Raw genomic sequence first — 23,937 nt, 5'->3', positions numbered from 1 at the left:
ATGGCGACTCTGGAAGACACTCTCACCGCCAAGCGAACGCCGCTTTACCATCTTCACCAGGCCAACCAGCCTGACGCGACCGGGTGGCAACACCTGTGCGGCTATGCAATCAAGGCTACGCTGGATGAAGCATTGTTCGAGCCCACTACCGGCGCGCCCGCTTGCGGGCTAACGGATCTGTCCGCGTTGGCACGGGGCGGGTTACGTGGCAAGAAGGCAGCGACGATACTCAGCGAGTACCACTACCAGGTCCCCGCTGCACCCAATCAAGCGCTACGCCAAGAAGATGGCAGCCTGGTCGCCAAGCTATCCGCCAGCGAATACCTGCTGCTGGGTAGTTTAGCTGATAGTGGTTTAGACAATAGTAGCTTTGCCGATGACGGCGAGCGCATCAGCCGCGATGAGCTGGCGTGGCAGGCAGCCGAACGCGCCCATCGTCTACCTGATGCTTATCTTCTCCCCCGCCAGGATACACACGCCTGGCTTGCCTTGACCGGCGCCCATGTCAGCGATGTAATGGCGAAGCTGTGCGGTGTTGATTTGTCACCTGAAGCGTTTGCCCCAGGCCACGTCGCTCAAACATCTGTCGCACGGGCCAATGCCATTATCATCAACGCCAGTCAAGCGGATCTTTCCTGCCTCTATCTCTTGGTGGATAGCGCCTCGGCATGTTATCTCTGGCCTATTCTTCTTGATGCGATGCAGGAATTCGAGGGGAAAGAGCTTAGTATCATAGCGTTGCGTCATCACCACCCAGCGTAATGCAAGCTGAACGGCCTGGTGGCGGTGGGAAGCCACCGGGCCATTCACACATTGAACCCATTCAGTCAGGAACCTTATTACGGCTATGGCGACACATTCCAGCAAAGAGATCGACTATACGGTTCCCGCGCTTTATCGAGGTCTTAAAATCCTCGAACTCTTCGACAGTCAGCACCGGATACTCACCACCCAGGATTTTGCCGATGCGCTGGAGGTCACGACGTCCTCCATTTACCGCATCGTAACCACCCTGACCGAGATGAACTACTTAGACAAAGTCGCCAAGAATACCTATCAGCTTGGCCCCCAGGTCATTTCCCACGGTTTCAGCTATCTGGCTAGCCGCGACATTGTTGATATCGTTATGCCGCATCTAAGTGCTCTGCGCAATTTAGTGTCGATGTCTTGCCACCTTAGTGTGCGCGAAGGTCAGGATGCGGTGTATATCTACCGCTCTTTTGCGTCGCAGCGGCTTTCCGTGAATGTGCCCGTGGGTACGCGTATCGCTTGCCACAGTTGCGCCATGGGCAGAGTCCTGCTGACGGATCTTGACGAGCCCGAACTCGATGCCCTTTATCAGCACGTGCGCCTGGATGGCTACCCTGCCCCGGCGCCCCGCACGCTCCCCGAATTGAAACAGACGATTGCCAACGACCGCACGACAGGCTGGGTCATTCACCGCTCCGACTATGCCACCGCTATCGCCACCGGGCTAAAGGATTATCAGGGGCGCGTTGTAGCTGCCATCAACGTTTCAGGCCCTGACGCCTTGATCGACAGCGACGACGACATGACGGCTCTTAAACAACAATTATTAGCGACCGCCGAGCGTATTTCCTTCGAGCTGGGCAGCATTGAAAGGCGCAGCTGAGGGCTTAACGCACCAAAAAGGCGCATAAGCTTCTCGTCAGCCGGTTAATGTAACAGCCCCTATAGCGTGGATGTGAGCAAGCAATAACGCGGCACTGCTTCGTTCAGTGGTTTATAATTTCATATACGTATTTTATTTTTCATATTCACGTCTAATGTGGCACAAACATTGCCCTGAAAGGTTATGAGCGAAAAAATTACCACCGACAAGAATGAAACGCGCCTTAGCCTGGAGCAGCATATCGCCAGAGCTTTGAAACGTAAGCGCATCTCGCAAGGCTACAAGATATCCGACGTGGCGCGCATTGCAGAACTCAGCCAAGGGATGATCAGCAAGGTCGAAAACGCCCAGGTGTCGACCAGCCTGGATACTCTAAGCCGCCTCTGCAACGCCATCGACCTGCCAATATCCAAGCTTTTCAGCGATTTCGATATCGGCGGCCGGGGCGCGCAACACGTTAAGTCTGGCGAAGGCATGGAAGTTGTGCGCACCGGTACGGAAGTCGGTCACACCTACCATCTGCTCAGCTATCGACAGGGGCCAATCAAGCGTTACGAACCCTTTCTGATCACCATGGACGATGCCAGCGAAGTCTTCCCTAACTTCAGTCATGCCGGTCACGAGTTTATCTACCTGCTCGAAGGGCGGCTTCTTTACCGGCACGGCAAACAGTTTTACGAAATGAGCCCCGGCGACAGCCTGGCATTCGATGCCGCCGTACCGCATGGGCCAGAGCAACTGTTAGAAGTGCCCATTAAACTACTTTCTATTATCCATTACGGTGGTGATGATCAGAACTAATACGGCTTGTAGATCAGTAAGCACCCTAATAAGGGTAATCCCAATCAGCTTACTCTAAGATGTCTTAAGAGTCATTGTCGGCCAGTGCCTGCGCCGACACTGAGGATGCCCCGTGGTCTGTTGCCACCGTGTTGGGCCGCCCCTTGCCGGTTCAATGCAGGGTCTGCCGGGCGGCTAGGCACTGATACCCTCTGGCACGTCAACGCAATAACTCAAGCCCCATTCTGCAAGTTGTTCTCTCCAAAGAGTCACCGTACCGTAATAAGCCGCACCTACCAGCACGATACCGGTCGTGATACCGCCATCCAGCGTCTCACGCACCTGCTGGAGGGCGATCGCCGGCTTGGTGGCAAAGTCGATCTTTTCTATTGATAACATATCCATTTATTAATAATTATTAGGACTTACCCCAAAAAGGCACTCACATATCTATTCAAGACATCCTAGCCAAGATGAATAGATAGAGGTCGCTTTCACGACACTCCCCTTTTGCGACAGGCCCAACAATTCATAGCGTCGGCAATGTAATGCAACGCCGACATCTAACAAGAGCCACCAAGGAAACCCAATGAAAAACAATGACGACCCGGTTCTGTCGCCTGGACAGGACAATACCCAGATATTGGGGTTGGACTTTCATAACCCCGTTTTTCCGCTTTCCGCTCTAGCCATCTTACTGTTTATTATCTACGCGCTGGTCTATCCAGATGCTGCTAATACTCACCTAGGGCTTGCCAAAAACTGGTCGATCGAGCACTTCGACTGGCTGTTCATGATCGCGGGCAATATCTTTGTCGTATTCTGCCTCGTGCTGATCTGCCTGCCGCTTGGCCGGATTCGCCTGGGCGGCAAGGACGCCAAGCCGGAATACTCGCTCGCTTCCTGGTTCGCCATGCTGTTTGCGGCGGGCATGGGCATCGGCCTGATGTTCTGGAGCGTGGCCGAACCGGTGGCCTACTACACCGACTGGTACGGCACCCCCCTGAATGCACCGGCGGGGACCCCGGAGGGTGCCAGCGCCGCCATGGGCGCGACCATGTTCCACTGGGGGCTGCACCCCTGGGCAATCTACGGCGTGGTCGCCCTGTCACTGGCCTTCTTCGCTTATAACAAGGGCATGCCGCTGACGCTGCGTTCCGCCTTCTACCCGATACTGGGCGAGCGGACGCGGGGCTGGGCGGGCCATATCATCGACATCTTTGCCGTGCTGGCTACCATCTTCGGCCTGGCCACCTCGCTGGGGTTTGGCGCCACCCAGGCCGCTGGTGGGCTTGCCTACCTGTTCGACACTCCCAACACCATCGGTACCCAGCTGGCAATTATCGTCGCAGTCACGGTAATTGCGCTGATCTCGGTATGGCGGGGTATCGACGGTGGCGTTAAGTTGTTTTCGAATATCAACATGGTCATCGCGGCGGTGCTGCTGCTGTTTGTGGTGGTAGCGGGGCCGACCCTGATGATTCTGACGGGGATTGGCACCACGGCGCTGGACTACGTGGGCCACTTGCTGCCGCTGTCGAACTGGATTGGCCGCGAGGACGATACCTGGTACCACGGCTGGACCGTCTTCTATTGGGCTTGGTGGATTTCCTGGTCTCCTTTCGTCGGCATGTTCATCGCCCGGGTTTCCCGGGGACGCACAGTGCGTGAGTTCCTGATCGCGGTACTGCTGGTGCCCACAGTGGTGACGCTGGTGTGGATGAGCGCCTTTGGCGGCACGGCACTCTTCCAGGCCTCCAGCGGCGTGGGCGAGCTGGCCAACGGCATTGGCGACGTCTCGCTTGCCATGTTCCACATGCTGGAGCAGTTGCCCCTGACCAGCATCACCTCGACGCTGGCGATCATTCTGGTGCTGGTGTTCTTCATTACCTCGTCGGACTCCGGCTCCCTGGTAATCGACAACATCACCGCGGGCGGCAAGACCGATGCGCCCAAGGGCCAGCGGGTATTCTGGGCCGCACTTGAAGGCGTGATCGCCGGCGTGCTGCTGTACGGCGGCGGCAACACGGCACTCAGCGCGCTGCAAGCCGGCGCCGTCGCCACCGGTCTGCCCTTCACGCTGGTGCTGCTGGTGATGTGCTTCAGCCTTTACATGGGGCTTCACAAGGAGTGGCGCGAGCTCAACGCCGTGCCCACCCCTGCCCGCTGATCAGCGCAGCGGCTGTTATCGGGGCGCCATTATCATGGCGCCCTTTTTTCGTGTCGTAATTGCTGCATTGGGTGCCGCTGGCAACAATGAGCGCGCCGATAAAGCGCTGCACCATGACGTCACAATGTTAACAACCCCATGGTTATGCTCATGATTTATACCATCGCAATACTGTTGAGCCTGGTCGGCTATTTTGTCATCGGGCATCTGGCCGGGCGGCGCGTCAAGGGACTGGATGACTACCTGGTCGCCGGCCGCAATGCGCCCACCTTCTTTATCCTGGGTACGCTGGTGGCCAGCTACCTGAGCACCAGCGCCTTTCTCGGCGAAACGGGCTTTGCCTATCAGGGCTATCCGTTCGTCATGCTGATCTTTGCCGCAGTGAGTACCTCGGGCTGCCTGCTGGGCGCCCTGGTATTCGGCCGTTATCTGCGCCGCAGCGGCGCCAAGACCGTACCGGAATTTTTTGGCAAGCGCTTTGCCTCGCGGCGCGTCCAGGTCATTGCCGGGCTTACCACGGTCATCGGCCTGGGGGCGTACCTGCTGGGCGTCATGCAGGGCGCGGGCATCATGTTCGCCGAGCTGACCGGCATGCCCTACTGGGTGGGCCTGGTGCTGGTATGGGCGACCTATACCGGCTTCATTCTGTATTCGGGCTCGCCCGGCGTGATGCTCACCGATACCATCATGTTCGTGATCTTCTCGCTGGCGGCGGTAGGCGGGTCGCTCTACGTGATCCAGGACCTGGGCGGCTGGAGCGGCGTGGTTGAAGGCCTGCTGACCCAGACCGACAAGCCCGGCATTGCCCTATGGCATGGGGTGATCGAAGGGCCTGACGCCAGCTTCTCCTCCCCCGGCGAAGCGCTTGTCTGGGGATTGACCCTGGGCCTTGTCTGGGCGGCAGTGCTGGCGGCCAGCCCCTGGCAGTCGAGCCGCTACCTGATGGCGCGTAACGAGCACGTGGTGATGCGCTCGGCCATGCTCACGGCGGTGGCCCTGGGTGTCTTTTATGCGCTGATGATGATGACCGGTGCGGCGATCAATCTCTACGACCCGACCCTCGACCCCGAACGTTCCATGGTCTGGGTGGCGCTCAATATCCTGCCCGCCTGGCTTGGGGTGGTTATTCTCACCGGGGTGTTCGCAGCCGGGCTGTCATCCTGCTCGACGTTCCTGTCGATCATCGGCTTTAGCCTGTCCAACGACATTCTCCCCGCCTCGCTGGACGAAAAATCGGCCCTGCGCAAGAGCCGCATCGCCGTGCTTGCAGCGGGACTGATCGCGCTGCTGCTGGCGCTTTTCCAACCGCCAGCGGTCATGGCGGTGGTCTGGTTTGCCGCCACGCTGTTTGCCTCCTCCTGGGGGCCGGTGGCCCTGATGAGCATCTGGAGCCGGCGGATTACCGCTGCGGGCGCCAGCTGGGGCCTGGCGGTGGGGTTTGTCGGCAACCTGATCCTGTCGCTGATGGTACAGGCCGAGTGGGTCAGCCTGCCGGTATACCTGCACCCGGTGCTGCTGAGCACGCTGATGGCGCTGGCAGCCATCGTGCTGGCATCCGCCCTGACCCGCGTCAGCCCGTCCGAGGCCGACTATCGGGCCTTCCTGCATGAGTTCGATGCCAAGGCGCTAAGTGGCTGGGTGTCCGGCACCCGCTGGATTGCGCTGTGCACCATGCTGTCCGGGGTCGCCATCGGGGTATTTTTATGGCAACAATACGCGGTCACCCTGGCAGGCTACGCCGAGCGCTTCGGGCTCTCATCCGGCGCGATTCAAGGCGGCTACCTGCTGGCGGTCGGCTGCGGCGGCATGCTGCTGCTTGCCGGCGCCGTCGGCTATCGCGTGGCGCGTCCCCGCTCTCGTAGCGCCTCTACGGCGCATACGGCCACGGCCGACAGCCACTAGGCGCTAAGCACCCTGACGGGCCAGGCACCATGGGTCCGCTGCGCACCTTTCAACCGCCCGCCTGAACGGCGGGCGTTATCTTTTCTCCGCCGGGAGCAGGACAATGCAGGCAAGCCTTTACCAACGCGGTCTCGTCATGGTGGTGCTGGGCGTAGTGTGCCTCAGCTTCGACGGCTTGCTGATACGCCTGGCGCGCACCGACGGCTGGACCATCGTGTTCTGGCGCGGGTTATTGATGTTCTGCGTGCTGGGGCTATTGTGCTGGGCAGGCAAGCGGCTGGCGACACTCTGCAGCAATCCGTTTTCCTCACTGGCCTCGGCCCTGCTGCTGGGGCTGATATCCAGTCTGTTTGTGCTGGCGGTCATGAACGCCAACGTGGCCAACGTGGTGGTGATCCTGAGTACCGCGCCGCTGTTTGCCGCGCTTTTTTCGCGGATCTTCCTGGGCGAAAGCGTCGCGCTGCGAACCCTGGTGGCTATTGCCGTCTGCATGCTGGGCATGGGCCTGGTGTTCATGGGGAAAGGGGCCATGGGAATGCTGGCCGGCAACCTCTACGCCCTGGCGGCAGCGGCGGCCATCGGTGGCAACCTGACGCTTCTGCGCCGCTATCCAGCGATTGACCCCATGACGGTGATTGCCGGTGGCGGGCTGCTCTCGGCGGCGATTGCCCTGCCCATGGCGTCGCCGCTGACCCTGGACGCTGAGCGCTATGGCGTACTGGCAGTAATGGGACTGATACAGATGCCCTTGGCAACGGTGCTGATCAACAGCGCCACCCGCTACCTGCCGTCGACTGAGGTGGCGCTGTTCTATCTGGTCGAAACCGCACTGGGCACGCTCTGGGTCTGGTGGCTATTGGGCGAGACGCCTGGTGTGTCGACGCTCATGGGAGGGGCGGTCGTGATCACGGTGCTGGTGCTGCACGCCTGGCGCGGCTTGCACCTGGAAAGGCAGCGCCTTCAGCTGTATCCGGGATTGATTGGCAAATAGCCAGTAACGCCATTAAAAAGCCCGCCGCGGAGGGCGAGCTTAAAAGGCAATTGAATGCTGTGAGATAAAGAAACCTCAACGCAGCACGCCTTCCTCCTTGAGTAGCGTAAAAACCGCCTCGGCGCCTTGTTCAGGTGTCACATCGTTCAACAGTTGCCCGCCGCCGCTGTCGGCCTTGGCCGCCGCTGCCTTGAAACGATCACGCGCCGAGGCTGACTTGACGATTTTTAGCCGTTTGGGCCGCTTGCGTGCGGGCTGCACACGCCACTGGGTTTGCAGTTCATCGGTCACGCTGGCGCAGGCACAATCCGCCAACTCACCGCGTCGCGCCGGGCCGAAGGCGCTCTGGCGCGCGGCCGGGGCACTGCTATCCACCGTGGCGATGGCCGGTAAGCGTACCTTCAGGCGGCGGCGTTTGCCCCGTGGCAGGGCCTGCAGCACCGTGGCGACACCCTGCTCGATGCTTTCAATTTCCGCCAGGCCACTGACCACCGTCCAGCCGAGTGTCTCGGCCAGCAGATAGGGCACCAGACCCGAGCCCTCTCCCGTCTCGGCGCGCGTTCCCGTCAGCACCAGTTGCGGCGCGGCGAACCGCAGTATGTTGGCCAAGGCCGGAACGACGTCGGCATCCGGGTCCTGCTGAATGCGTTTGACCCTGCTGATGCCCATCCCCAGATAGCCACGCATGGCGTCTTCGCAGGCGTCACCACCATCGCCTGCATGCATGAGTTGAACGCTGGCATCACCCAGGGACAGCGCCATTTCCACCGCACGAGCATCATGGTCAGCACGCCGCGCCCGCGCGGTCAGCGGATGACGCCCCACCGACACCAAAACGGCAACGCTGAGAACAGCGTTATTCAATGTGTTGACGTTAGGCGGCATCGCGATTCTCCTGCTGCTGTTCTCGATAACGCTCGACACGTGCGACCAGCGCGGCGAGAATTTCGCTGGCGTCGCCGATGACGGCAAGATCGGCGCGCTTGACCATATCGCACCGCTCGTCCAGATTAATAGCGACGACCTTATCGCAGGTCTGAATACCCTGAAGATGCTGTATGGCCCCCGAGATGCCCACCGCCACATAGACGCGCGCGGACACCCAGGTGCCCGATGCGCCTACCTGACGATCGCGGGCCATGAACCCATCGTCCACGGCGACGCGTGATGCTCCCTTGGCCGCACCGAGCACCTGGGCGGCGTGGTGGTAGCCCTCCCAATCCTTGACACCATTCCCGGCCGACAGAATGAACTCCGCCTCTGCCAGTGACACGCTGGCCGGATCGACAGGGACTTCGCCCATGTCCTCGATACGTCCCAGCACGTCGGGCATAGGCTGGTTCAGCTCGACCGGCTGGGCGGCATGACGGGTCTCGCTGACCGGCTCGGCGCATTCTGCAAGCGCCAGCACAACGCGTGGCAGGTGGCGGGTAATATCGCTCGTACCGGCGGCACCGCGTGCCGTACAACGCCATCCGGTGGCGCTATGTTCATCCGCCTCGACCTGCCAGACCTGGGTCGCTGGACGCTCGCCCAGCCGCACGGCCAGGCGCCGCCCCTGCTCGCCGCCACCGAGCAGTGAGTCGGGCACTAGCCAGAAGCGTGGTGCCATCTCCCGCTCTACGGCACTCAAGGCGGCCAGACGCGCCTCGGGGGCAAACCCCATGTAGACCTCGTCATCCAGGTGCACAACGCGATCAATACCAGCGTCGCCCAGTGCCGCTTCTTTATGTTCGCCAAACAGAATCGCCACCACGGCGCCGGGATGGTCGACATCGGCATCCGCCATTTGCCGGGCCAGCCCCAGCAGGTCCTTATCGTGACCTGACAGTCGCCCACCGGTCAGATCAGGCACCACGGCCACCAGGAAGGCGGGATCTTCAATCGTCACTGTGCGGCGGCTGTCTTGAGGAGCCGCTGTTGTCGCGGCGGCCTGCCCGCCTTGCTGAAGGCCGCTACGGTCAATACGCTTGATGCCATTGGGGCCGATAAAGCCGACCGCACGGGGGTTCTTGCGCACCACACCGTTGGGCCCAAACCACTCACTGGCGCCTCCGTTGCCCATCTCGGCAAGCACACTGGCATGCTCGGGATGCAGACGGTTCCGGGCGATCCACTCGCGACGCGGATCGCGGCGCTGATTGTGGCCAATAGTCTCACTCATACGATCACCTCTTCAGCTGTCGGCGTTGCAGCGGGCTGGCGGGACGCGCCGGACGCCTCCCCGGCGGGGCGCTCCACCAGGGCATCCGCCACCAGTTCAGCGATATCGCGAACCTCGGCGCTGGTATCCACCACGCCTTCCAGCATCGCCGTGCACTGGGGGCAGCCCACCGCGACCAGCTCGGCACCGCTCTCCTTGACGTCATTCATGCGCATGTCGGGAATCCGCTGCTTGCCTGGGATATCGGTGATCGGCGCGCCGCCACCGCCACCGCAGCAGCGAGAGCGGGAGCCGGAGCGTTCCATCTCCTTGACCTCGATGCCAAGCGCCTTGAGCACGTTGCGAGGCGCCTCAAACTCGCCGTTATAGCGCCCCAGGTAACAGGGGTCGTGATAGGTGACGCTGCCGCCCTTCCAGGGCGAGAAGGCCAGCCGCCCCGCGTCATACAATTCCGCAATGAAGGTGCTGTGATGACGTACCTCATAGACGCCACCCAGCTCGCCATACTCGTTGCCCAACACATGAAAGCTGTGGGGGTCACAGGTGACGATCTGCTGGAAGCGGTACTTGGAAAGGGTGGCAATATTGCGCTTCGCCAGGGACTGGAACGTTGCTTCGTCGCCCAGACGCCGTGCCACGTCACCGCTGTCACGCTCTTCGTCTCCCAGGACCGCGAAATCCACCTCGGCGGCGCGCAGCACCTTGACCAGTGCGCGCAGGGTGCGCTGATTACGCATATCGAAGCTGCCGTCACCCAGCCACAACAGCACATCGACCTGTTGGAGGTCTGCCATGCGAGGGAGGTTGAGATCCGCTGCCCAGTTGAGCCGTGAGCCGGGATCAAAACCGCCGAGATTGTCGGTGGCAATCAGATTGTCGAGCACTTCGGCGCCCTTGTTGGGGGTCTTGCCTCGTTCTAACGTCAGGTGGCGGCGCATATCGACAATCGCATCCACGTGCTCGATCATCATCGGGCACTCTTCGACACAGGCGCGGCATGTCGTACACGACCACAGCGTCTCGGCGTCCACCAGCGACGCCCCCTCCGGCAATGCGGCAGGGGCCACGATCGGCCCATGGGGGGTACCTTGGTGCTCACCCACCGGCTTGCCGGGGTAAGGCGTGCCAGCGTATTTGGCATCACTGCCACCGGCCATGCCGACGACCATGTCCTGAATCAGTTTCTTGGGGTTAAGCGGCTGGCCTGCGGCTAGGGCCGGACACGCCGCCTCGCAGCGGCCACACTGCACACAGGCATCAAAGCCCAGCAACTGATTCCAGGTGAAATCGGCGGGCTTTTCCACGCCCAGTGGCGCCGCCTCGTCCTCCAGGTTCAGCGCCTTGAGGCCCGTTGAACGGCCGCCGCCCCCTTTCTTGGTTGAAAAGCGCTCCGGCCGACGGTGGAAAGCCAGATGCAAGGCGCCTGCAAAGGCGTGCTTCATGGGCCCGCCCCAGGTCATGCCGAAGAACATTTCGCCCAGGCCCCAGGCCACTAAGCCAACCAGCACCACCACAAGGAACCAACTAGCGCTTCCTTCAAGCAAGCCTTCGGGTAGCAGGCCCACCGTGGGCAAGGTGATCAGGAAGACGCTAACCGAAAACGCCATCAGGCTCTTGGGCAGGCGCATCCAGGGGCCTTTGGAGAGGCGCGCCGGAGGATTGATACGCCGCAGCGCCACGAAGAGGCTGCCAACGAACATGGAGGCACTGGCAAGCAGCAGTAACCCACCCAGCAGCGGGCTGGCGATACCCAGGCCATGCACCAGGATCATCAGCACAGCGGCGGCCACGAAGCCACCAGCGGTGGCCACGTGGGTATTGGAGATCATTTTGTCGCGGGCGACGACATGGTGCAGGTCCACCAGGTAACGGCGCGGCAACGCCGCCAGCCCCTTGAACAGATTAACGTGCGACGACCGCCCCTGACGCCACAGGCGTATACGGCGCAAGGCGCCGATCACCGCCAGGGCCAGGGCAGTAAAAATCAGTATCGGCAAGAGCGTTTCGAGCATGGTGCTCACCTCATCTTTGGCAGCTGGGCGCCGGTGGCAGACCTCTGCGAGGGCGCTGTAAACCCATCCCTGGGCGCTACTTTTGACATCCCTGTCAAAAGACCCTCGCTACGGTCTACCCCCGGCGCCCCGGCTCTCACTCTGGTCAAAAGTCCTTGCAGATTCGCAAAGCATCGTAAATGGCCGCGTGCGTGTTCCTCGGCGCCGTGCAGTCGCCCAGACGGAAAAGCAGGAAGCCATCGCTATTTACGTCGCCCTCTTCCATCAGGCAGGGCTGCGCCTGGGCGGCGTAGAGCGCCTCAAGGTCCACCTGGCCTTTGTTGCGGGACTGGTCCTTGAGGGCGTAGTAGAGCGCCTCATCGGGGCGCACGCCGTTCTCCACCACCACCTGATCGACCACGCGCTCCTCCAGGGCACCGGTGTACTCATTCTCGAGCACCGCCACCAGGCCGTCACCTTCACGGTAGACCTTATGCAGCATCAGGTCGGAGGACATGATCACCTCTTTCTCGTAGAGGCTGCGGTAGTACGTGGGGAAGGTGGTGCCGCCCACCGCCGCGCCGGGCTTGATATCGTCGGTGACGATCTCCACCTTAGCGCCCTTTTCGGCGAGAAAATCCGCCGCCGAGACGCCGGAAAATTCGCAAATGGCGTCATAGATCAGCACGTTATTACCGGGTGCCACCTTGCCGGAGAGTACATCCCAGGTGCTGACCACCAGGCTTTCCCCGGTATCCTCAGAGTAGCCCCACTCCGGGTACTGACTGAGGAAGGGCTGACCCCCCGTTGCCAGCACCACGATATCCGGATGCAGGTCGAGTAGCGTCGCCTCGTCGGCACGGGTACCCAGGCGCAGGTCGACATCAAGACGCGCCAGCTCCAACTGAAACCAGCGGGTGATACCGGCAATCTGATCGCGTTGCGGGGCCTGGGCGGCAATGGTGATCTGCCCACCCAGCGCTTCAGCCGCCTCGAACAGGGTGACATCGTGGCCGCGCTCTGCGGCAACGCGGGCGGCTTCCATACCGCCGGGGCCACCGCCCACCACCACGACCTTGCGCTTGGCGCCCTCGGTCTTCTCGATGATATGCGGCAGCCCCATGTATTCCCGGGATGTCGCCGCGTTCTGGATACACAGCACATCAAGGCCCTGGTACTGACGGTCAATACAGTAGTTGGCGCCCACGCACTGCTTGATCTGGTCCACCTGGCCCATCTTGATCTTGGCAATCAGGTGCGGGTCGGCAATATGCGCCCGGGTCATGCCCACCAGGTCCACATAGCCACCTTCAAGGATGCGTTGAGCCTGGTTGGGATCCTTGATGTTCTGGGCGTGGATCACCGGCACATTGACCACTTCCTTGATGCCCGCCGCCAGGTGCAGGAAAGGCTCCGGCGGGTAGGACATGTTGGGGATCACGTTGGCCAGGGTGTTGTGGGTGTCGCAGCCGGAGCCGATCACGCCAAAGAAATCCACCTGGCCGGTGGCATCGTAGTAGGCGGCGATCTGCTTCATGTCGTCGTGGGAGAGGCCGTCCGGGTGAAACTCGTCACCGCAGATACGCATGCCGACGCAGAAGTCGTCCCCCACCTCGGCGCGTACGGCCTTCAGCACTTCCAGGCCGAACTTCATGCGCCCCTCGAAGCTGCCGCCCCACTCGTCCTCGCGCTTGTTGACCCGCGGGCTCCAGAACTGGTCAATCAAGTGCTGATGCACCGCGGAAAGCTCAACGCCGTCGAGCCCGCCTTCCTTTGCCCGGCGAGCCGCCTGGGCAAAGTCACCGATGATGCGCCAGATTTCTTCCTCTTCGATGGTCTTGCAGGTGGAGCGGTGCACCGGTTCGCGGATCCCTGAAGGCGATAGCAGGGTCGGCCAGTCGAAGCCGTCCCAGCGTGAACGGCGCCCCATGTGGGTGATCTGGATCATGATCTTGCCGCCATGCTTGTGCACGGCGTCCGCCAGGTTCTGGAAGTGCGGGATGATACGGTCGGTGGAAAGATTAACCGAGCTCCACCAGCCCTGGGGGCTGTCGATGGACACCACCGAGGAGCCACCACAGATGGATAGGCCGCAGCCACCCTTGGCCTTTTCCTCGTAGTACCTGACGTAGCGCTCGGTGGTCATGCCCCCGTCGGTGGCGTGTACCTCGGCGTGGGCGGTACTGACCACGCGATTGCGAATGGTCAGCTTGCCGATCTCGATCGGCTCGAAAATTGCGTCAAATGCCATGATCTTCTCTCCTCATTCCCGCGATTAGCGGGTGGCGTCGTTCAGCGGCCCAACGTTGAAGACACCTACATCACAACCAGGCTCAGCGGCACTCTGTGTCTGCTCGGCGACGGTCCGCAGGTCGCTGCCACGCGCGGCAAGAATCTGGTCCATGGCCCCGGCAAACCAGCCGGTGAACATGTACTCTTCTTTTTTTCCTGTCTTGCCAAGCTGGTAAACAAAGGCGCTGTGCTCCAGCCGCACTCTCGCCGTACCGGCTTCGAGGTCGATCTGTTCGGTAATAAAGAGTCCCCAGCCACGCTGGGAGAGGCGTGTCATGTAGTGTTCGAAGACGGCCACGCCCTCGATACCATGGCATTCGGCTTCTTTCTCGCACCAGTGCCAGGCGCTCTTGTAGCCAGCGTGGTACAGGATCTCTGCGTACTTCTCGGCACCCAGCGCCTCTTCGACGGCCACATGGTTGTTGATAAAGAAGTGTCGCGGCACATACAGCATCGGCAGGGCGTCGCTCGTCCAGACGCCGGTCTCGCTATCCACTTCGATAGGCAGTGCGGGGGCCAGTTTGGTCACGGTTGTATTCCTCAGATCTTGCTGATTGTTATGAAGTGGCTAATTAGCCGTTCTGCAAGGGGAGCGGCGCCGGGGATAGGCCGTAGAGGAGGTCTTTTGCCATGGATGGCAAAAGTAGCGTCCAGGGAGGGATTCACAGCGCCCCCTCGTAGGCCTATCGCCGGTAAAGCCGCGTGAGTCGGGCTCATCAGCTCCCCCAAACGTCCTTAAGCACGCGCACCCAGTTCTCGCCCATGATCTTGCGCACCTGGGACTCGCTCATGCCGCGCTTCAGGAGTGCCTCGGTCAGATTGGGAAACTCCCCGATGGTGCGAATACCCTCAGGGTTGATGATCGTGCCAAAGTCCGTCAGGCGGCGGGCATAGCCCTTGTCATGGGTCAACCACTCGAAGAATTCATGGTCATGCCCCTGGGTAAAGTCGGTGCCGATACCGATGGCATCCTCCCCCACGATGTTCATGATGTATTCGATGGCCTCGCAATAATCATCAATGGTGGAATCGACGCCCTTCTTGAGAAACGGGGTAAACATGGTGACGCCGACAAAGCCGCCGTGGTCGGCAATGAACTTGAGCTCTTCATCAGACTTGTTACGCGGATGCTCCTTGAGGCCAGAGGGCAGGCAGTGGGAGTAACAGACCGGCTTCTTGGACTCGAGGATGACTTCCTCGGACGTCTTGGCACCGACGTGAGAGAGGTCGCACATGATGCCGACGCGATTCATCTCGGCGACGATCTCACGGCCAAAGCCGGAAAGACCGCCATCGCGCTCGTAGCAGCCGGTACCCACCAGGTTCTGGGTGTTGTAGCACATCTGCACGATGCCCACCCCGAGCTGCTTGAAGATCTCGACATAACCGATCTGGTCCTCGAAGGCATGGGCATTCTGGAAGCCGTAAATGATGCCCGTCTTGCCCTCTTCCTTGGCCCGGGTGATATCCGCCGTGGTGCGCACCGGACGCACCAGGTCGCTGCATTCGGCCATCAGCTGGTTGGACCTGACGATATTATCGACGGTCGCCTGGAAGCCTTCCCATACCGAAACCGTACAGTTGGCAGCGGTCAGACCGCCGCGCCGCATATCTTCAAGCAGCTCACGGTTCCATTTGGCTATGATCAGACCATCGATGACGATAGCGTCATCGTGCAATTCTGTAGGGGACATGGCTAAGCTCCGACATTGATGAATGTAGCGAGCATAGCGCTGACGTCGGGGTGGGCTGCTCTTGGAAACGACAGCGGAAATTCCAAAAGCGTCATGGTGTCGCGAACACCACCACTCGTCGCGCACCTTCAAAACATTTATCGCAGCGTCACGCTGACATGGCGAGTAGCGGCCATAAAAAAACGTGCTGCCCGACACGGGACAGCACGTTATGGGGGATCACGCAGTGGCTATCAGTTCACCAGCAGTACACTGGCAAACGTCGGCTCTCCCTGTGCATTGGCAAGCGCCTGCTGAGCGCCCGAGGAAGGCTCCAATGCATTCGATCCGTTCCCCCACTGTCTGATTAACGGTGGTGACTTGCTCCCATCGCTCTTGCGCTCAAGCCCGCTCAGACGTTCATTTCTCGGCGGCACACCGAAATACTCGCGGTAACACTTGGAAAAATGGGGCGTGGAAACGAAACCACAAACGGAGGCAATCTCGATGATCGACAAGGGGGTTTGCTTAAGTAATTGCCGGGCTCGCACCAGCCGCAACTTGAGGTAATATTTAGACGGTGAGCAGAGCAGGTAGCGTTGGAACAAACGCTCTAGCTGGCGACGTGACACATTGACGTAACGTGCCAGCTCATCGAGTTCGATCGGTTCTTCAAGGTTGGATTCCATCAACGCCACAATCTCAAGCAGCTTGGGCTGGGTAGTGCCCAACACGTGTTTAAGAGGGACACGCTGCTGATCCTGTTCGTTACGCACGCGTTCACAGATGAACATTTCGGAGATACCCGCCGACAGCTCGCGCCCATGATCATGACCGATCAGGTGGAGCATCATGTCGAGCGGCGCGGTGCCCCCCGAAGACGTGAATCGATCACGGTCAATTGAGAAGAGATTGGCGTTCAGGATAACGTTGGGGAACGCCTCCTGCATGGACGCCAAACACTCCCAGTGGATGCTGGTTTCATAATGATCAAGCAGCCCCGCCTGGCCAAGCGCCCAACTGCCTGTGCATACCGAACCTAAACGCCTCAATTGGCGCGACTGGGACTGAAGCCAGCGTACGTGCTCGCGGGTGACACTACGATGAGGGCCTACGCCGCCGCAAACGACCACCCACTCGAGCGATAGCGGGGAATGCATGGAGGCATCAGGCGTTACCTGCAAACCATCGCTTGCACGCACGGGCAAGCCGTCCTGGGTCAGGGTATACCAGCGATACAGCTCGCGCCCGGCCAGTTGATTGGCCATCCGCAAAGGTTCTATGGCAGAGGCCAGAGAAATCAACGTGAAGTTGTCTAACAGTAAAAAGCCCAGCGTTTGAGGTTCGCCTGAACGATTCGGTGTTGCTGTCTGGTCATTTGCTTGATGAGAGTCCATCTTTCCTACCTCGGTCACCTTTCAGTTATCAAGTTTTCTTGTTGATATAGGTGTCGCTGGCGTTGTTCGGCTTCCCGTTGCTGAGTCAGATTGTCACTCACGCATGGGTACTGCTCTTTAGTCGTATATTGGCACGAATCGTTTAAAACACGACAAATTTTATCTCGAAAATCTGGCGGCGAGTCGCAAATAAAACGCTCGATGTCGTTTTCAAACCGCTACCTGTGATGGCTCGACCGAAGGGTGGATAAGCATGGCCAAACGGCCATGCGATAACTGATTAACGAGCGCCTTAGAGCACCACCTCATAACCTTCAAATTTGGGCGGACCTAGATAAATACCCTCGGGCGACTTGGCATTGGCGTGAGCCTTGCGAAAGGCGTCTGAGCGAGTCCAGTCGCGGAAAGCCTCTTCCGATTCCCAAACGCTGTGGGAAATAAACACGGTGTGGTCTTCCTGGCTTTCACCCTGCAACATATGGAACTGCTTGAAGCCCGGCACGTCTTCCAGATGTGAATCACGGTTGCGCCACACCTCTAAAAAGTCCTCTTCACGACCGGGGGCAATGCGAAAACGGTTCATGGCGATATACATGATGACTCTCCTTTTGAACGGGTCCTGTTGAGTTGATTACGCAAACGGTGACTTGATGGTAACGTCGTGGCCTAGCGGCGAATAGCCTTAGTGGCGAATAGCCCTCAACCGCCAAGGTAAGGTATGGCTAAGGCACCTGTTCAGGTTGTTTGGTTCAAACGCGATTTACGTATCCATGATCACGCGCAGCTCGCCACCGCCGCCATGGCAGGTCCCGTGCTGCCTGTCTTCGCCATCGAACCCGAGCAGTGGCAAACGCCGGACAGCGCACTGCGCCACTGGCAATTTGCCGCTGATTCACTTGTCGACCTTTCTACCGCACTGGCGACACTGGGCCTGCCGCTGTGCCTTTACCAAGGCAGTATTGTTGAACTGCTTGCTGGGTTAAAAGCGCACTATGGAGACCTTGTTCTTCACTCCCACCAGGAAACCGGCAATGACTGGAGCTTTGAACGCGATAAAAGGGTCCATCTCTGGTGTCGTCAACACGGTATTGCCTGGCAGGAATCCCGCCAACACGGCGTCATTCGAGGGCTTACCCGCCGTACCGGACAGCAAACCCGCTGGGAAGCACATTGGGAAACATTAATGACAGCGCCCACGGAACCTGCTCCGCGCAATGCCCGGGTGGCTCAAGGCTGGGAGCAGTTTCACCACCTCGACACCTCGCAGCTTCGCGGGCTGACGCTGGGTTTCGATACCACGCCCTGCCCAGAGCGTCAGCCAGGCGGCCGCAACGAAGGACGTGCGCTATGGCGCAGTTTTGTCACTCAACGCGGGCGGCGCTATCGCGGTTCCCTATCCAAGCCGCTTCTAGCCTGGGAGTTTGGCTCACGGCTTTCGCCCCACTTGGCCTGGGGCACGCTCTCCATGCGTGAAGTGGTCCAGTCGCTGCGCCGCCAGCGGGAAAAACATGCAGAAGATTCACAGTGGTCACGCTCCCTGCGCGCTTTTACCTCGCGGCTTTACTGGCACTGCCACTTTATTCAAAAGCTGGAAAGTGAGCCGAGCATGGAGCACCAGACGCTGCACCCCGCGCTGCGTGGCCTGCGCGAACGCGACCCCGACCACCCCAACCTGACTGCCTGGAAAAACGGCCAAACCGGCGTGCCGCTGGTGGATGCCTGCATGCGCAGCCTGACCGCCACCGGCTGGCTCAACTTTCGCATGCGCGCCATGCTCATCTCCCACGCCACGTTTGGCCTTGGATTACACTGGCACGAGCCCGCCCTGCACCTGGCACGGCTGTTTACCGACTTCGAGCCCGGTATCCACTACCCCCAGGTGCAGATGCAGGCTGGTGCCACGGGCACCAATGCGCTGCGGGTCTACAACCCCATCAAGCAAGCAGAAGATAATGACCCCAGCGGCGCGTTTGTTGCCCGATGGGTGCCCGAATTAACGGCACTGCCGTTAGAGTGGCGCGCCAAGCCCTGGGCACTGCCCGAAAGCCTGCGTCGGCGGTTCGGTTTTCAGCCCGGCGAACACTACCCGCTGCCCCACGACTTTGAAGCCGAGGCGCGCCACTGGAAGAAGATGCTGTATGACCTCAGGCGCACGCCCGAGGCAAGAGAAGACAGCCAGGCCATTGTGGATAAGCTTGCCAGCCAGAGACGACCATTTGCTAAACGCGCTAAAAAAGCAAAACCCGCCAATCGCCAGCAACTCTCGCTGTTTGACGATGGCGGGCTCGATAACGTTTAGCCACTGGTTAGCAATGTCTTAAAACAATGCTGCCTTATAAGCCGCCCACGCAGACGTACTTGAGCTCGGTGAACTCATCCAGACCATGGTGGGAGCCTTCGCGGCCAAGGCCAGACTCTTTCACACCGCCGAACGGCGCCAGCTCGGTTGAGATAAGTCCCTCATTGACGCCGACCATGCCGTACTCCAACTGCTCCATGGTATGCCAGATGCGGCGATAATCCGTGGCGTAAAAGTATGCGGATAAACCAAAGGGCGTGTCGTTGGCCATCTGGATAGCTTCTTCATCGCGCTGGAAACGGAACACCGGCGCCACCGGGCCAAAGGTCTCTTCATCGGCCACGGCCATTTGGGTGGTCACGTCCGCCAGTACCGTGGGGGTAAAGAAACGCTCGCCGGCGGCGTGAGGCTTGCCACCGCACAACAGGCGCGCGCCATGGCTCAAGGCGTCGTCTACATGGCGCTGAACTTTGTCGACTGCCGCCTGGTTGATCAGCGGGCCGATGACGCTGCCCTCGGTCAGGCCATCGCCGACTTTCAGGGCATTGACACGCTCGGTGAGCTTGCTGACGAACGCCTCATAAATACCGTCCTGCACCAGGAAGCGATTGGTGCACACACAGGTCTGCCCGGTGTTACGGAATTTAGACGCTATCGCGCCATCCACGGCGGCATCGATATCGGCGTCGTCAAAGACGATAAAGGGTGCGTTGCCGCCCAGTTCCATGGCGGTTTTCTTCACTGTGCTGGCGCACTGGGCAAGCAGGTGTTTGCCCACCGGGGTAGAGCCGGTAAACGAGACTTTGCGCACCCGTGGATCAGTGGTCAGTACCTCACCCACCGCTGCCGGTTTCGATGCCGTCACCACATTGATGGTGCCCGTCGGCAAGCCCGCTTCCAGCGCCAGGTACGCTGCCGCCAGGGCGGTGAGAGGTGTGGCTTCAGCGGGCTTGATAACCACGGTGCAGCCCGCGGCCAGGGCCGGGGCGCACTTGCGGGTAATCATCGCCAGCGGGAAGTTCCAAGGAGTGATGGCAGCGACCACACCGACCGGCTCGCGCAGTACCAGAAGGCGCTTGTCCGCGCCGTGGCTGGGCAGGGTTTCCCCGGCCATACGCTTGGCTTCTTCGGCGAAGAACTCGATAAAGGAGGCGCCATAGATGACTTCCCCCTTGGCTTCCGCCAGCGGCTTGCCCTGCTCGAGAGTCATCAGACGTGCCAGATCATCGGCGTGCTCATGGATCAGCTCAAACCAGCGGCGCAGCAGTGCCGAGCGCTGTTTCGCTGGTGTCGCGCGCCAGGCAGGCCCGGCATCGTAGGCGGCCGCTACGGCATCACGGGTATCGTCGGCGCCTAAATCGGCCACCTGGGCGATTGTCTCGCCGGTGGCGGGGTTATCCACCAAGAAGGTCTGCTGGCCCTTACGCCATTCGCCGCCCACCAAGGCAGGTACGCCATCATGCAACCACTGTTCGATAAAACTCATATATTGCTCCTGAAAAGCCCTGGTCTTGAAAATATATCTCGACGACTTGGCAAAGGTTTATAGATCCGCTTGCATATGGCGATCGCTATAGTCACGCCCATAGGTACGCAGCGCGTGGATATAAAAGCCGATGCCGAGCAATGCCCAAACGGCAAGGATCGTCCATTCCGCGACGCCCAGCGCCGCCGGGCTACCCGGTAGATAGAGACACGCCATACCGAAGGACAGGATGATCGCCAGCGTGCCGCACAGCTTGCCGTTGCTTACCTTGAAAGGACGGGGCATATCCGGCTCGCGTACGCGCAAGACCATGAAGGACACCGCCACAAACAGGTACGCCAGCACAATCCCCAGCCCACCCGCATTGACGATCCACACAAGCGCAGGGCGGCCGAAAAGAGGCGCCAGGCAGGAAAGAAAGCCCATCAGGAAGATAGCGTTGGTGGGCGTTCTATAGCGGGGGTGCAGCTTGGCGAACGTGGCAGGCAACATGCCCGCATTGGCAAGCGCATAAATGGCCCGCGAGCCACCAATGTAGAAAGCATTCCAACTGGTAATGATACCCGCAATACCGGCTATCACCATCAGGTTACCGGCCCACGAAGCATTAAATAGACGTTCCATGGCATCGGGTACGCTGAGCGAACTGGCGGCGATCGCGTCACTATCCAGGGCCAGGCTGGTGGCCAGAATAATCAGCGAATACCACACCACAGCCAGAATCACCGATACCATCAGCACCTTGCCGATTGCCTTGTACGGCAAATTGATCTCTTCGGCAGCCTGCGGAATGACATCAAAGCCGACAAACAGAAACGGCACCATCACGATGACCGCAATAACCCCGGCCATGACACTGCCTTCAGACTGCGAAAACAGCGGCATCATGTTGGCGGTATTGCCCTCAAACAGCGAGCCGGTGACGAACATTACCCCGACCAACAGAATGACGCCAGTGACAATTTTCTGCAGCAGTGCCGCGGTACTCACGCCGAAGTAGTTGATGATCATCATGGCAATCGAGCCGCCCACGCCCACCGCGACCCAGGTAGCTTTGACTTCCCACCCGGCGATGGTCCAGAGGTGCCCCACTGCGTAATTTGGCGCCAAGTGCTCGACGACCGTCGGCAAGGCCACCGCCTCGAACGCCACCACGCTCAAATAGCCCAATATGATAGCCCAGGTACAGAAGAAAGAGGGCCAATGACCTAGCGCCCGGTAGCTATAGACATGCTCGCCGCCGACTTTGGGCATGGCCGAGGCCAGCTCCGCATAGGTCAGGCCGACGAGTACAATCGCTAACCCGCCGACAATAAAAGCTAGAATGGCACCGACGCTGCCGGCTGACTGAATCGCGGTACCGGTGAGGACAATCCAGCCCCAACCGATCATGGCACCAAATGCCAGGGCTAATACGTCACCGCGGGCCAGCACCCGGACGAGCTTGGCTTGTTCTGAAGAAGACGTTGTCATAGCACAGAGTCCTGCAAGTTATTGGAGGTTATCATCGGCGCTCTGAGGCGCAGTATCCGAATCCTGTCGAAAACAGTATAGCCGCACGCTAGCAGGCGGCAGACAGAACACGAATGGACCACTTCGGCTTTCGACTAGACCACTACTCTGATGCACAGAATAGGTGCAAACTATATCGGCGACGTTCGTCGCAAGGCTCGGTAATAGCCGCCGTAACGCACAACAGGAGACCTTCGACATGGACCACAAGGAGGCTTTGCACCACTTTGCACATCTGTATGCCCACCAGCCCCAGCAGCTAAGCAAGCAGGTACGCATTGAATTGGCGCTGCGTCAGGCGATCACCCAACAATGGCCCACCGGGCTTCGTCTACCCTCTCACCGTGCCCTGGCAAGCACCGTGGGTGTGGCCCGCCAAACCCTGGCCCAGGCCATCAAGACACTACTCGATGAACAATTGCTGAAAACGGCCCATGGTCAGGGAACCTGGACCAACAAGCCCGTGGCAACGGCGACCCAAGTGCCAACCCGCCTCCACCTTTCCGAGCGTGCCCAGCGCGTGTTGAATGACGCCGGGGCCAGCATGATTCAAAACGGGTCCTTCGTCCCTGGCATCCCCGATATCGCCCAGTTCCCGATGCGCAAGTGGCGTCAACTTTATGCGAGTGTGACGGTGCCGCAGAACGCTCTCCTGCTGTCTTACTCCACTGGCGGCTATGGCCCGCTAAAGCGAGCGATTCGAGACTTTCTGGCACGCTGGCGCAACGTTCACTGCGATACCGAACAAATCATTATCACTGACGGTACCCATAATGGCATTGAGCTATGCGCCATGGCGCTTGCAGACGTAGGGGATACCGTTGCCATTGAATCCCCCTGTTACTGGGGAGCGCGCAATGTGTTCAGCGCCGCGGGGCTTACGATTGAAATGCTGCCGTGGCGGCCTGGCGAGGGCCATCGGCTGCCCAGCACGCTAAATGCTAGCACCCTGGTCTATCTGACCGGTTCTCATCATTACCCGCTCAGCGTACCCACTAACGCTGAGCATAAACGCCACCTCTGCGATGCCTTATCGCCAACCTACGTGATTGAAGACGACTACGAGTTTAACCGCAACGATCACGCCAACCTGCTCTTCGACCCGCGTTCCGAGCACCACTTGCTGGTCGGTTCGTTTTCCAAGATGATGTTTCCTGGGCTGCGCCTGGGCTACCTGGTGGTACCCCGGCATCTGGCCGGGCCGATGAACCGCCTGCGCAGTGAACTTTTTCGCGAAGGCCGTATGCTGGATCAAGCCGTGCTGGCGCAGTTCATGTTTGACGGCGACCTGGATACCTGGTGCCACCGTATTCAACGCGACTACCTAGGCCGCCAGCAGGTGCTGCATGATCAGCTGCGCACCCTGCCACAGGTGCGCAGTGTTTCAATGCCAAGCAGCGCTATCAGTCTGTGCGTCGAGTTTGAGCCGGGCATCAATGATGTACAGATCGCCCAAGCATTATTAAAAGACCATTTGGTAGTGCGCCCCCTGAGCCCGGTATGCGCCAAGCACGACCCAAGGGTTGGCCTGGTGATGGGTGTGGGGATGCTCTCGGGAGAGACATTAGTGCGTGAAGCCCAACGATTGCGTCGCAGTTTAGAAACGTTGTTGCGCTAAGGCTGAAAAACGCGCCTGGTGATTTACCC

The 23,937-nt window shown here is 59.9% G+C and carries 18 protein-coding genes and 1 pseudogene; 8 read left to right on the top strand and 11 right to left on the bottom strand.

What is annotated here, in order from left to right:
• The 3 genes from QC816_RS08850 to QC816_RS08840 all read left to right on the top strand — a co-directional run bounded on the left by QC816_RS08850 (position 1) and on the right by QC816_RS08840 (position 2,434).
• Positions 1-762: a hypothetical protein gene (locus QC816_RS08850; RefSeq protein WP_309781655.1), complete on the top strand. Its 762-nt coding sequence runs from the start codon at positions 1-3 to the stop codon at positions 760-762.
• A gap of 85 nt (positions 763-847) precedes the next feature.
• The gene (locus QC816_RS08845) at positions 848-1,633 is read left to right on the top strand and encodes an IclR family transcriptional regulator (RefSeq protein ID WP_309781653.1); all 786 of its coding nucleotides are present in this window, start codon (positions 848-850) and stop codon (positions 1,631-1,633) included.
• A gap of 183 nt (positions 1,634-1,816) precedes the next feature.
• Positions 1,817-2,434: a helix-turn-helix domain-containing protein gene (locus tag QC816_RS08840; RefSeq protein ID WP_309781651.1), complete on the top strand. Its 618-nt coding sequence runs from the start codon at positions 1,817-1,819 to the stop codon at positions 2,432-2,434.
• Positions 2,435-2,628: 194 nt separating this feature from the next.
• Here QC816_RS08840 and QC816_RS08835 read toward each other — a convergent pair.
• A pseudogene (locus QC816_RS08835) lies at positions 2,629-2,797 on the bottom strand (transposase); the annotation flags it as partial.
• Between the two features lie 205 nt (positions 2,798-3,002).
• Between QC816_RS08835 and QC816_RS08830 the strand changes: the two are divergent.
• The 3 genes from QC816_RS08830 (at position 3,003) to QC816_RS08820 (ending at position 7,476) form a co-directional block, all read left to right on the top strand.
• A complete protein-coding gene (locus QC816_RS08830) occupies positions 3,003-4,583 on the top strand; it encodes a BCCT family transporter (RefSeq protein WP_309781648.1) in 1,581 nt (526 codons plus the stop codon).
• A gap of 150 nt (positions 4,584-4,733) precedes the next feature.
• The gene (locus QC816_RS08825; protein WP_309781646.1) at positions 4,734-6,485 is read left to right on the top strand and encodes a sodium:solute symporter family protein; all 1,752 of its coding nucleotides are present in this window, start codon (positions 4,734-4,736) and stop codon (positions 6,483-6,485) included.
• Between the two features lie 103 nt (positions 6,486-6,588).
• The gene (locus QC816_RS08820) at positions 6,589-7,476 is read left to right on the top strand and encodes a DMT family transporter (protein WP_309781645.1); all 888 of its coding nucleotides are present in this window, start codon (positions 6,589-6,591) and stop codon (positions 7,474-7,476) included.
• A gap of 75 nt (positions 7,477-7,551) precedes the next feature.
• Here QC816_RS08820 and etfB read toward each other — a convergent pair whose 3' ends face one another.
• The 8 genes from etfB to hmuQ all read right to left on the bottom strand — a co-directional run bounded on the left by etfB (position 7,552) and on the right by hmuQ (position 17,588).
• Positions 7,552-8,361: an electron transfer flavoprotein subunit beta gene (etfB, locus tag QC816_RS08815; protein WP_309781643.1), complete on the bottom strand. Its 810-nt coding sequence runs from the start codon at positions 8,359-8,361 to the stop codon at positions 7,552-7,554.
• Positions 8,351-9,640, bottom strand: a complete 1,290-nt coding sequence (etfA, locus tag QC816_RS08810; protein ID WP_264824745.1) for an electron transfer flavoprotein subunit alpha — start codon at positions 9,638-9,640, stop codon at positions 8,351-8,353. Before etfA ends, etfB begins: the two co-directional genes overlap by 11 nt.
• Positions 9,637-11,652 (bottom strand): (Fe-S)-binding protein, encoded by a 2,016-nt coding sequence (locus tag QC816_RS08805; RefSeq protein WP_309781640.1) that lies wholly within the window; start codon positions 11,650-11,652, stop codon positions 9,637-9,639. The genes etfA and QC816_RS08805 overlap by 4 nt, the downstream gene beginning before the upstream one ends.
• A gap of 145 nt (positions 11,653-11,797) precedes the next feature.
• A complete protein-coding gene (gene dgcA, locus QC816_RS08800; RefSeq protein WP_309781637.1) occupies positions 11,798-13,882 on the bottom strand; it encodes a dimethylglycine demethylation protein DgcA in 2,085 nt (694 codons plus the stop codon).
• 24 nt (positions 13,883-13,906) lie between these two features.
• On the bottom strand, positions 13,907-14,452 hold the full coding sequence (locus tag QC816_RS08795; RefSeq protein WP_085919730.1) for a DUF5943 domain-containing protein: 546 nt from the start codon (positions 14,450-14,452) through the stop codon (positions 13,907-13,909).
• Between the two features lie 187 nt (positions 14,453-14,639).
• On the bottom strand, positions 14,640-15,617 hold the full coding sequence (locus QC816_RS08790) for a dipeptidase (RefSeq protein ID WP_268901682.1): 978 nt from the start codon (positions 15,615-15,617) through the stop codon (positions 14,640-14,642).
• 233 nt (positions 15,618-15,850) lie between these two features.
• Positions 15,851-16,993 carry a choline metabolism transcriptional regulator GbdR gene (gene gbdR, locus QC816_RS08785; protein WP_085919728.1) on the bottom strand — a complete coding sequence of 381 codons (1,143 nt, stop codon included), beginning with the start codon at positions 16,991-16,993 and terminating at the stop codon, positions 15,851-15,853.
• 292 nt (positions 16,994-17,285) lie between these two features.
• Entirely contained in the window at positions 17,286-17,588 is a 303-nt protein-coding gene (gene hmuQ, locus QC816_RS08780; protein ID WP_066314808.1) for a heme-degrading protein HmuQ, read from the bottom strand.
• 123 nt (positions 17,589-17,711) lie between these two features.
• Here hmuQ and QC816_RS08775 point away from each other — a divergent pair, with 123 nt between their 5' ends.
• A complete protein-coding gene (locus QC816_RS08775) occupies positions 17,712-19,292 on the top strand; it encodes a cryptochrome/deoxyribodipyrimidine photo-lyase family protein (protein WP_309781633.1) in 1,581 nt (526 codons plus the stop codon).
• 34 nt (positions 19,293-19,326) lie between these two features.
• Here QC816_RS08775 and QC816_RS08770 read toward each other — a convergent pair whose 3' ends face one another.
• Positions 19,327-20,778: an NAD-dependent succinate-semialdehyde dehydrogenase gene (locus tag QC816_RS08770; protein ID WP_085919726.1), complete on the bottom strand. Its 1,452-nt coding sequence runs from the start codon at positions 20,776-20,778 to the stop codon at positions 19,327-19,329.
• Positions 20,779-20,835: 57 nt separating this feature from the next.
• Positions 20,836-22,251 (bottom strand): APC family permease, encoded by a 1,416-nt coding sequence (locus QC816_RS08765; protein ID WP_085919725.1) that lies wholly within the window; start codon positions 22,249-22,251, stop codon positions 20,836-20,838.
• 238 nt (positions 22,252-22,489) lie between these two features.
• Here QC816_RS08765 and QC816_RS08760 point away from each other — a divergent pair, with 238 nt between their 5' ends.
• A complete protein-coding gene (locus QC816_RS08760; protein ID WP_309781631.1) occupies positions 22,490-23,908 on the top strand; it encodes an aminotransferase-like domain-containing protein in 1,419 nt (472 codons plus the stop codon).
• Positions 23,909-23,937: the final 29 nt, after the last annotated feature.

The organism is Vreelandella janggokensis (assembly GCF_031451615.1).
Lineage (GTDB): Bacteria > Pseudomonadota > Gammaproteobacteria > Pseudomonadales > Halomonadaceae > Vreelandella > Vreelandella janggokensis.
This window is presented reverse-complemented; position numbering and strand designations above follow the sequence as displayed.

Excerpts from the sequence above, each read along its gene's own strand:
- QC816_RS08850 (WP_309781655.1), top strand. The coding sequence starts at position 1 with ATGGCGACTCTGGAAGACACTCTCACCGCCAAGCGAACGCCGCTTTAC.
- QC816_RS08845 (WP_309781653.1), top strand. The coding sequence starts at position 848 with ATGGCGACACATTCCAGCAAAGAGATCGACTATACGGTTCCCGCGCTT.
- QC816_RS08840 (WP_309781651.1), top strand. The coding sequence starts at position 1,817 with ATGAGCGAAAAAATTACCACCGACAAGAATGAAACGCGCCTTAGCCTG.
- QC816_RS08830 (WP_309781648.1), top strand. The coding sequence starts at position 3,003 with ATGAAAAACAATGACGACCCGGTTCTGTCGCCTGGACAGGACAATACC.
- QC816_RS08825 (WP_309781646.1), top strand. The coding sequence starts at position 4,734 with ATGATTTATACCATCGCAATACTGTTGAGCCTGGTCGGCTATTTTGTC.
- QC816_RS08820 (WP_309781645.1), top strand. The coding sequence starts at position 6,589 with ATGCAGGCAAGCCTTTACCAACGCGGTCTCGTCATGGTGGTGCTGGGC.
- etfB (WP_309781643.1), bottom strand. The coding sequence starts at position 8,361 with ATGCCGCCTAACGTCAACACATTGAATAACGCTGTTCTCAGCGTTGCC.
- etfA (WP_264824745.1), bottom strand. The coding sequence starts at position 9,640 with ATGAGTGAGACTATTGGCCACAATCAGCGCCGCGATCCGCGTCGCGAG.
- QC816_RS08805 (WP_309781640.1), bottom strand. The coding sequence starts at position 11,652 with ATGCTCGAAACGCTCTTGCCGATACTGATTTTTACTGCCCTGGCCCTG.
- dgcA (WP_309781637.1), bottom strand. The coding sequence starts at position 13,882 with ATGGCATTTGACGCAATTTTCGAGCCGATCGAGATCGGCAAGCTGACC.
- QC816_RS08790 (WP_268901682.1), bottom strand. The coding sequence starts at position 15,617 with ATGTCCCCTACAGAATTGCACGATGACGCTATCGTCATCGATGGTCTG.
- gbdR (WP_085919728.1), bottom strand. The coding sequence starts at position 16,993 with ATGGACTCTCATCAAGCAAATGACCAGACAGCAACACCGAATCGTTCA.
- hmuQ (WP_066314808.1), bottom strand. The coding sequence starts at position 17,588 with ATGTATATCGCCATGAACCGTTTTCGCATTGCCCCCGGTCGTGAAGAG.
- QC816_RS08775 (WP_309781633.1), top strand. The coding sequence starts at position 17,712 with ATGGCTAAGGCACCTGTTCAGGTTGTTTGGTTCAAACGCGATTTACGT.
- QC816_RS08770 (WP_085919726.1), bottom strand. The coding sequence starts at position 20,778 with ATGAGTTTTATCGAACAGTGGTTGCATGATGGCGTACCTGCCTTGGTG.
- QC816_RS08765 (WP_085919725.1), bottom strand. The coding sequence starts at position 22,251 with ATGACAACGTCTTCTTCAGAACAAGCCAAGCTCGTCCGGGTGCTGGCC.
- QC816_RS08760 (WP_309781631.1), top strand. The coding sequence starts at position 22,490 with ATGGACCACAAGGAGGCTTTGCACCACTTTGCACATCTGTATGCCCAC.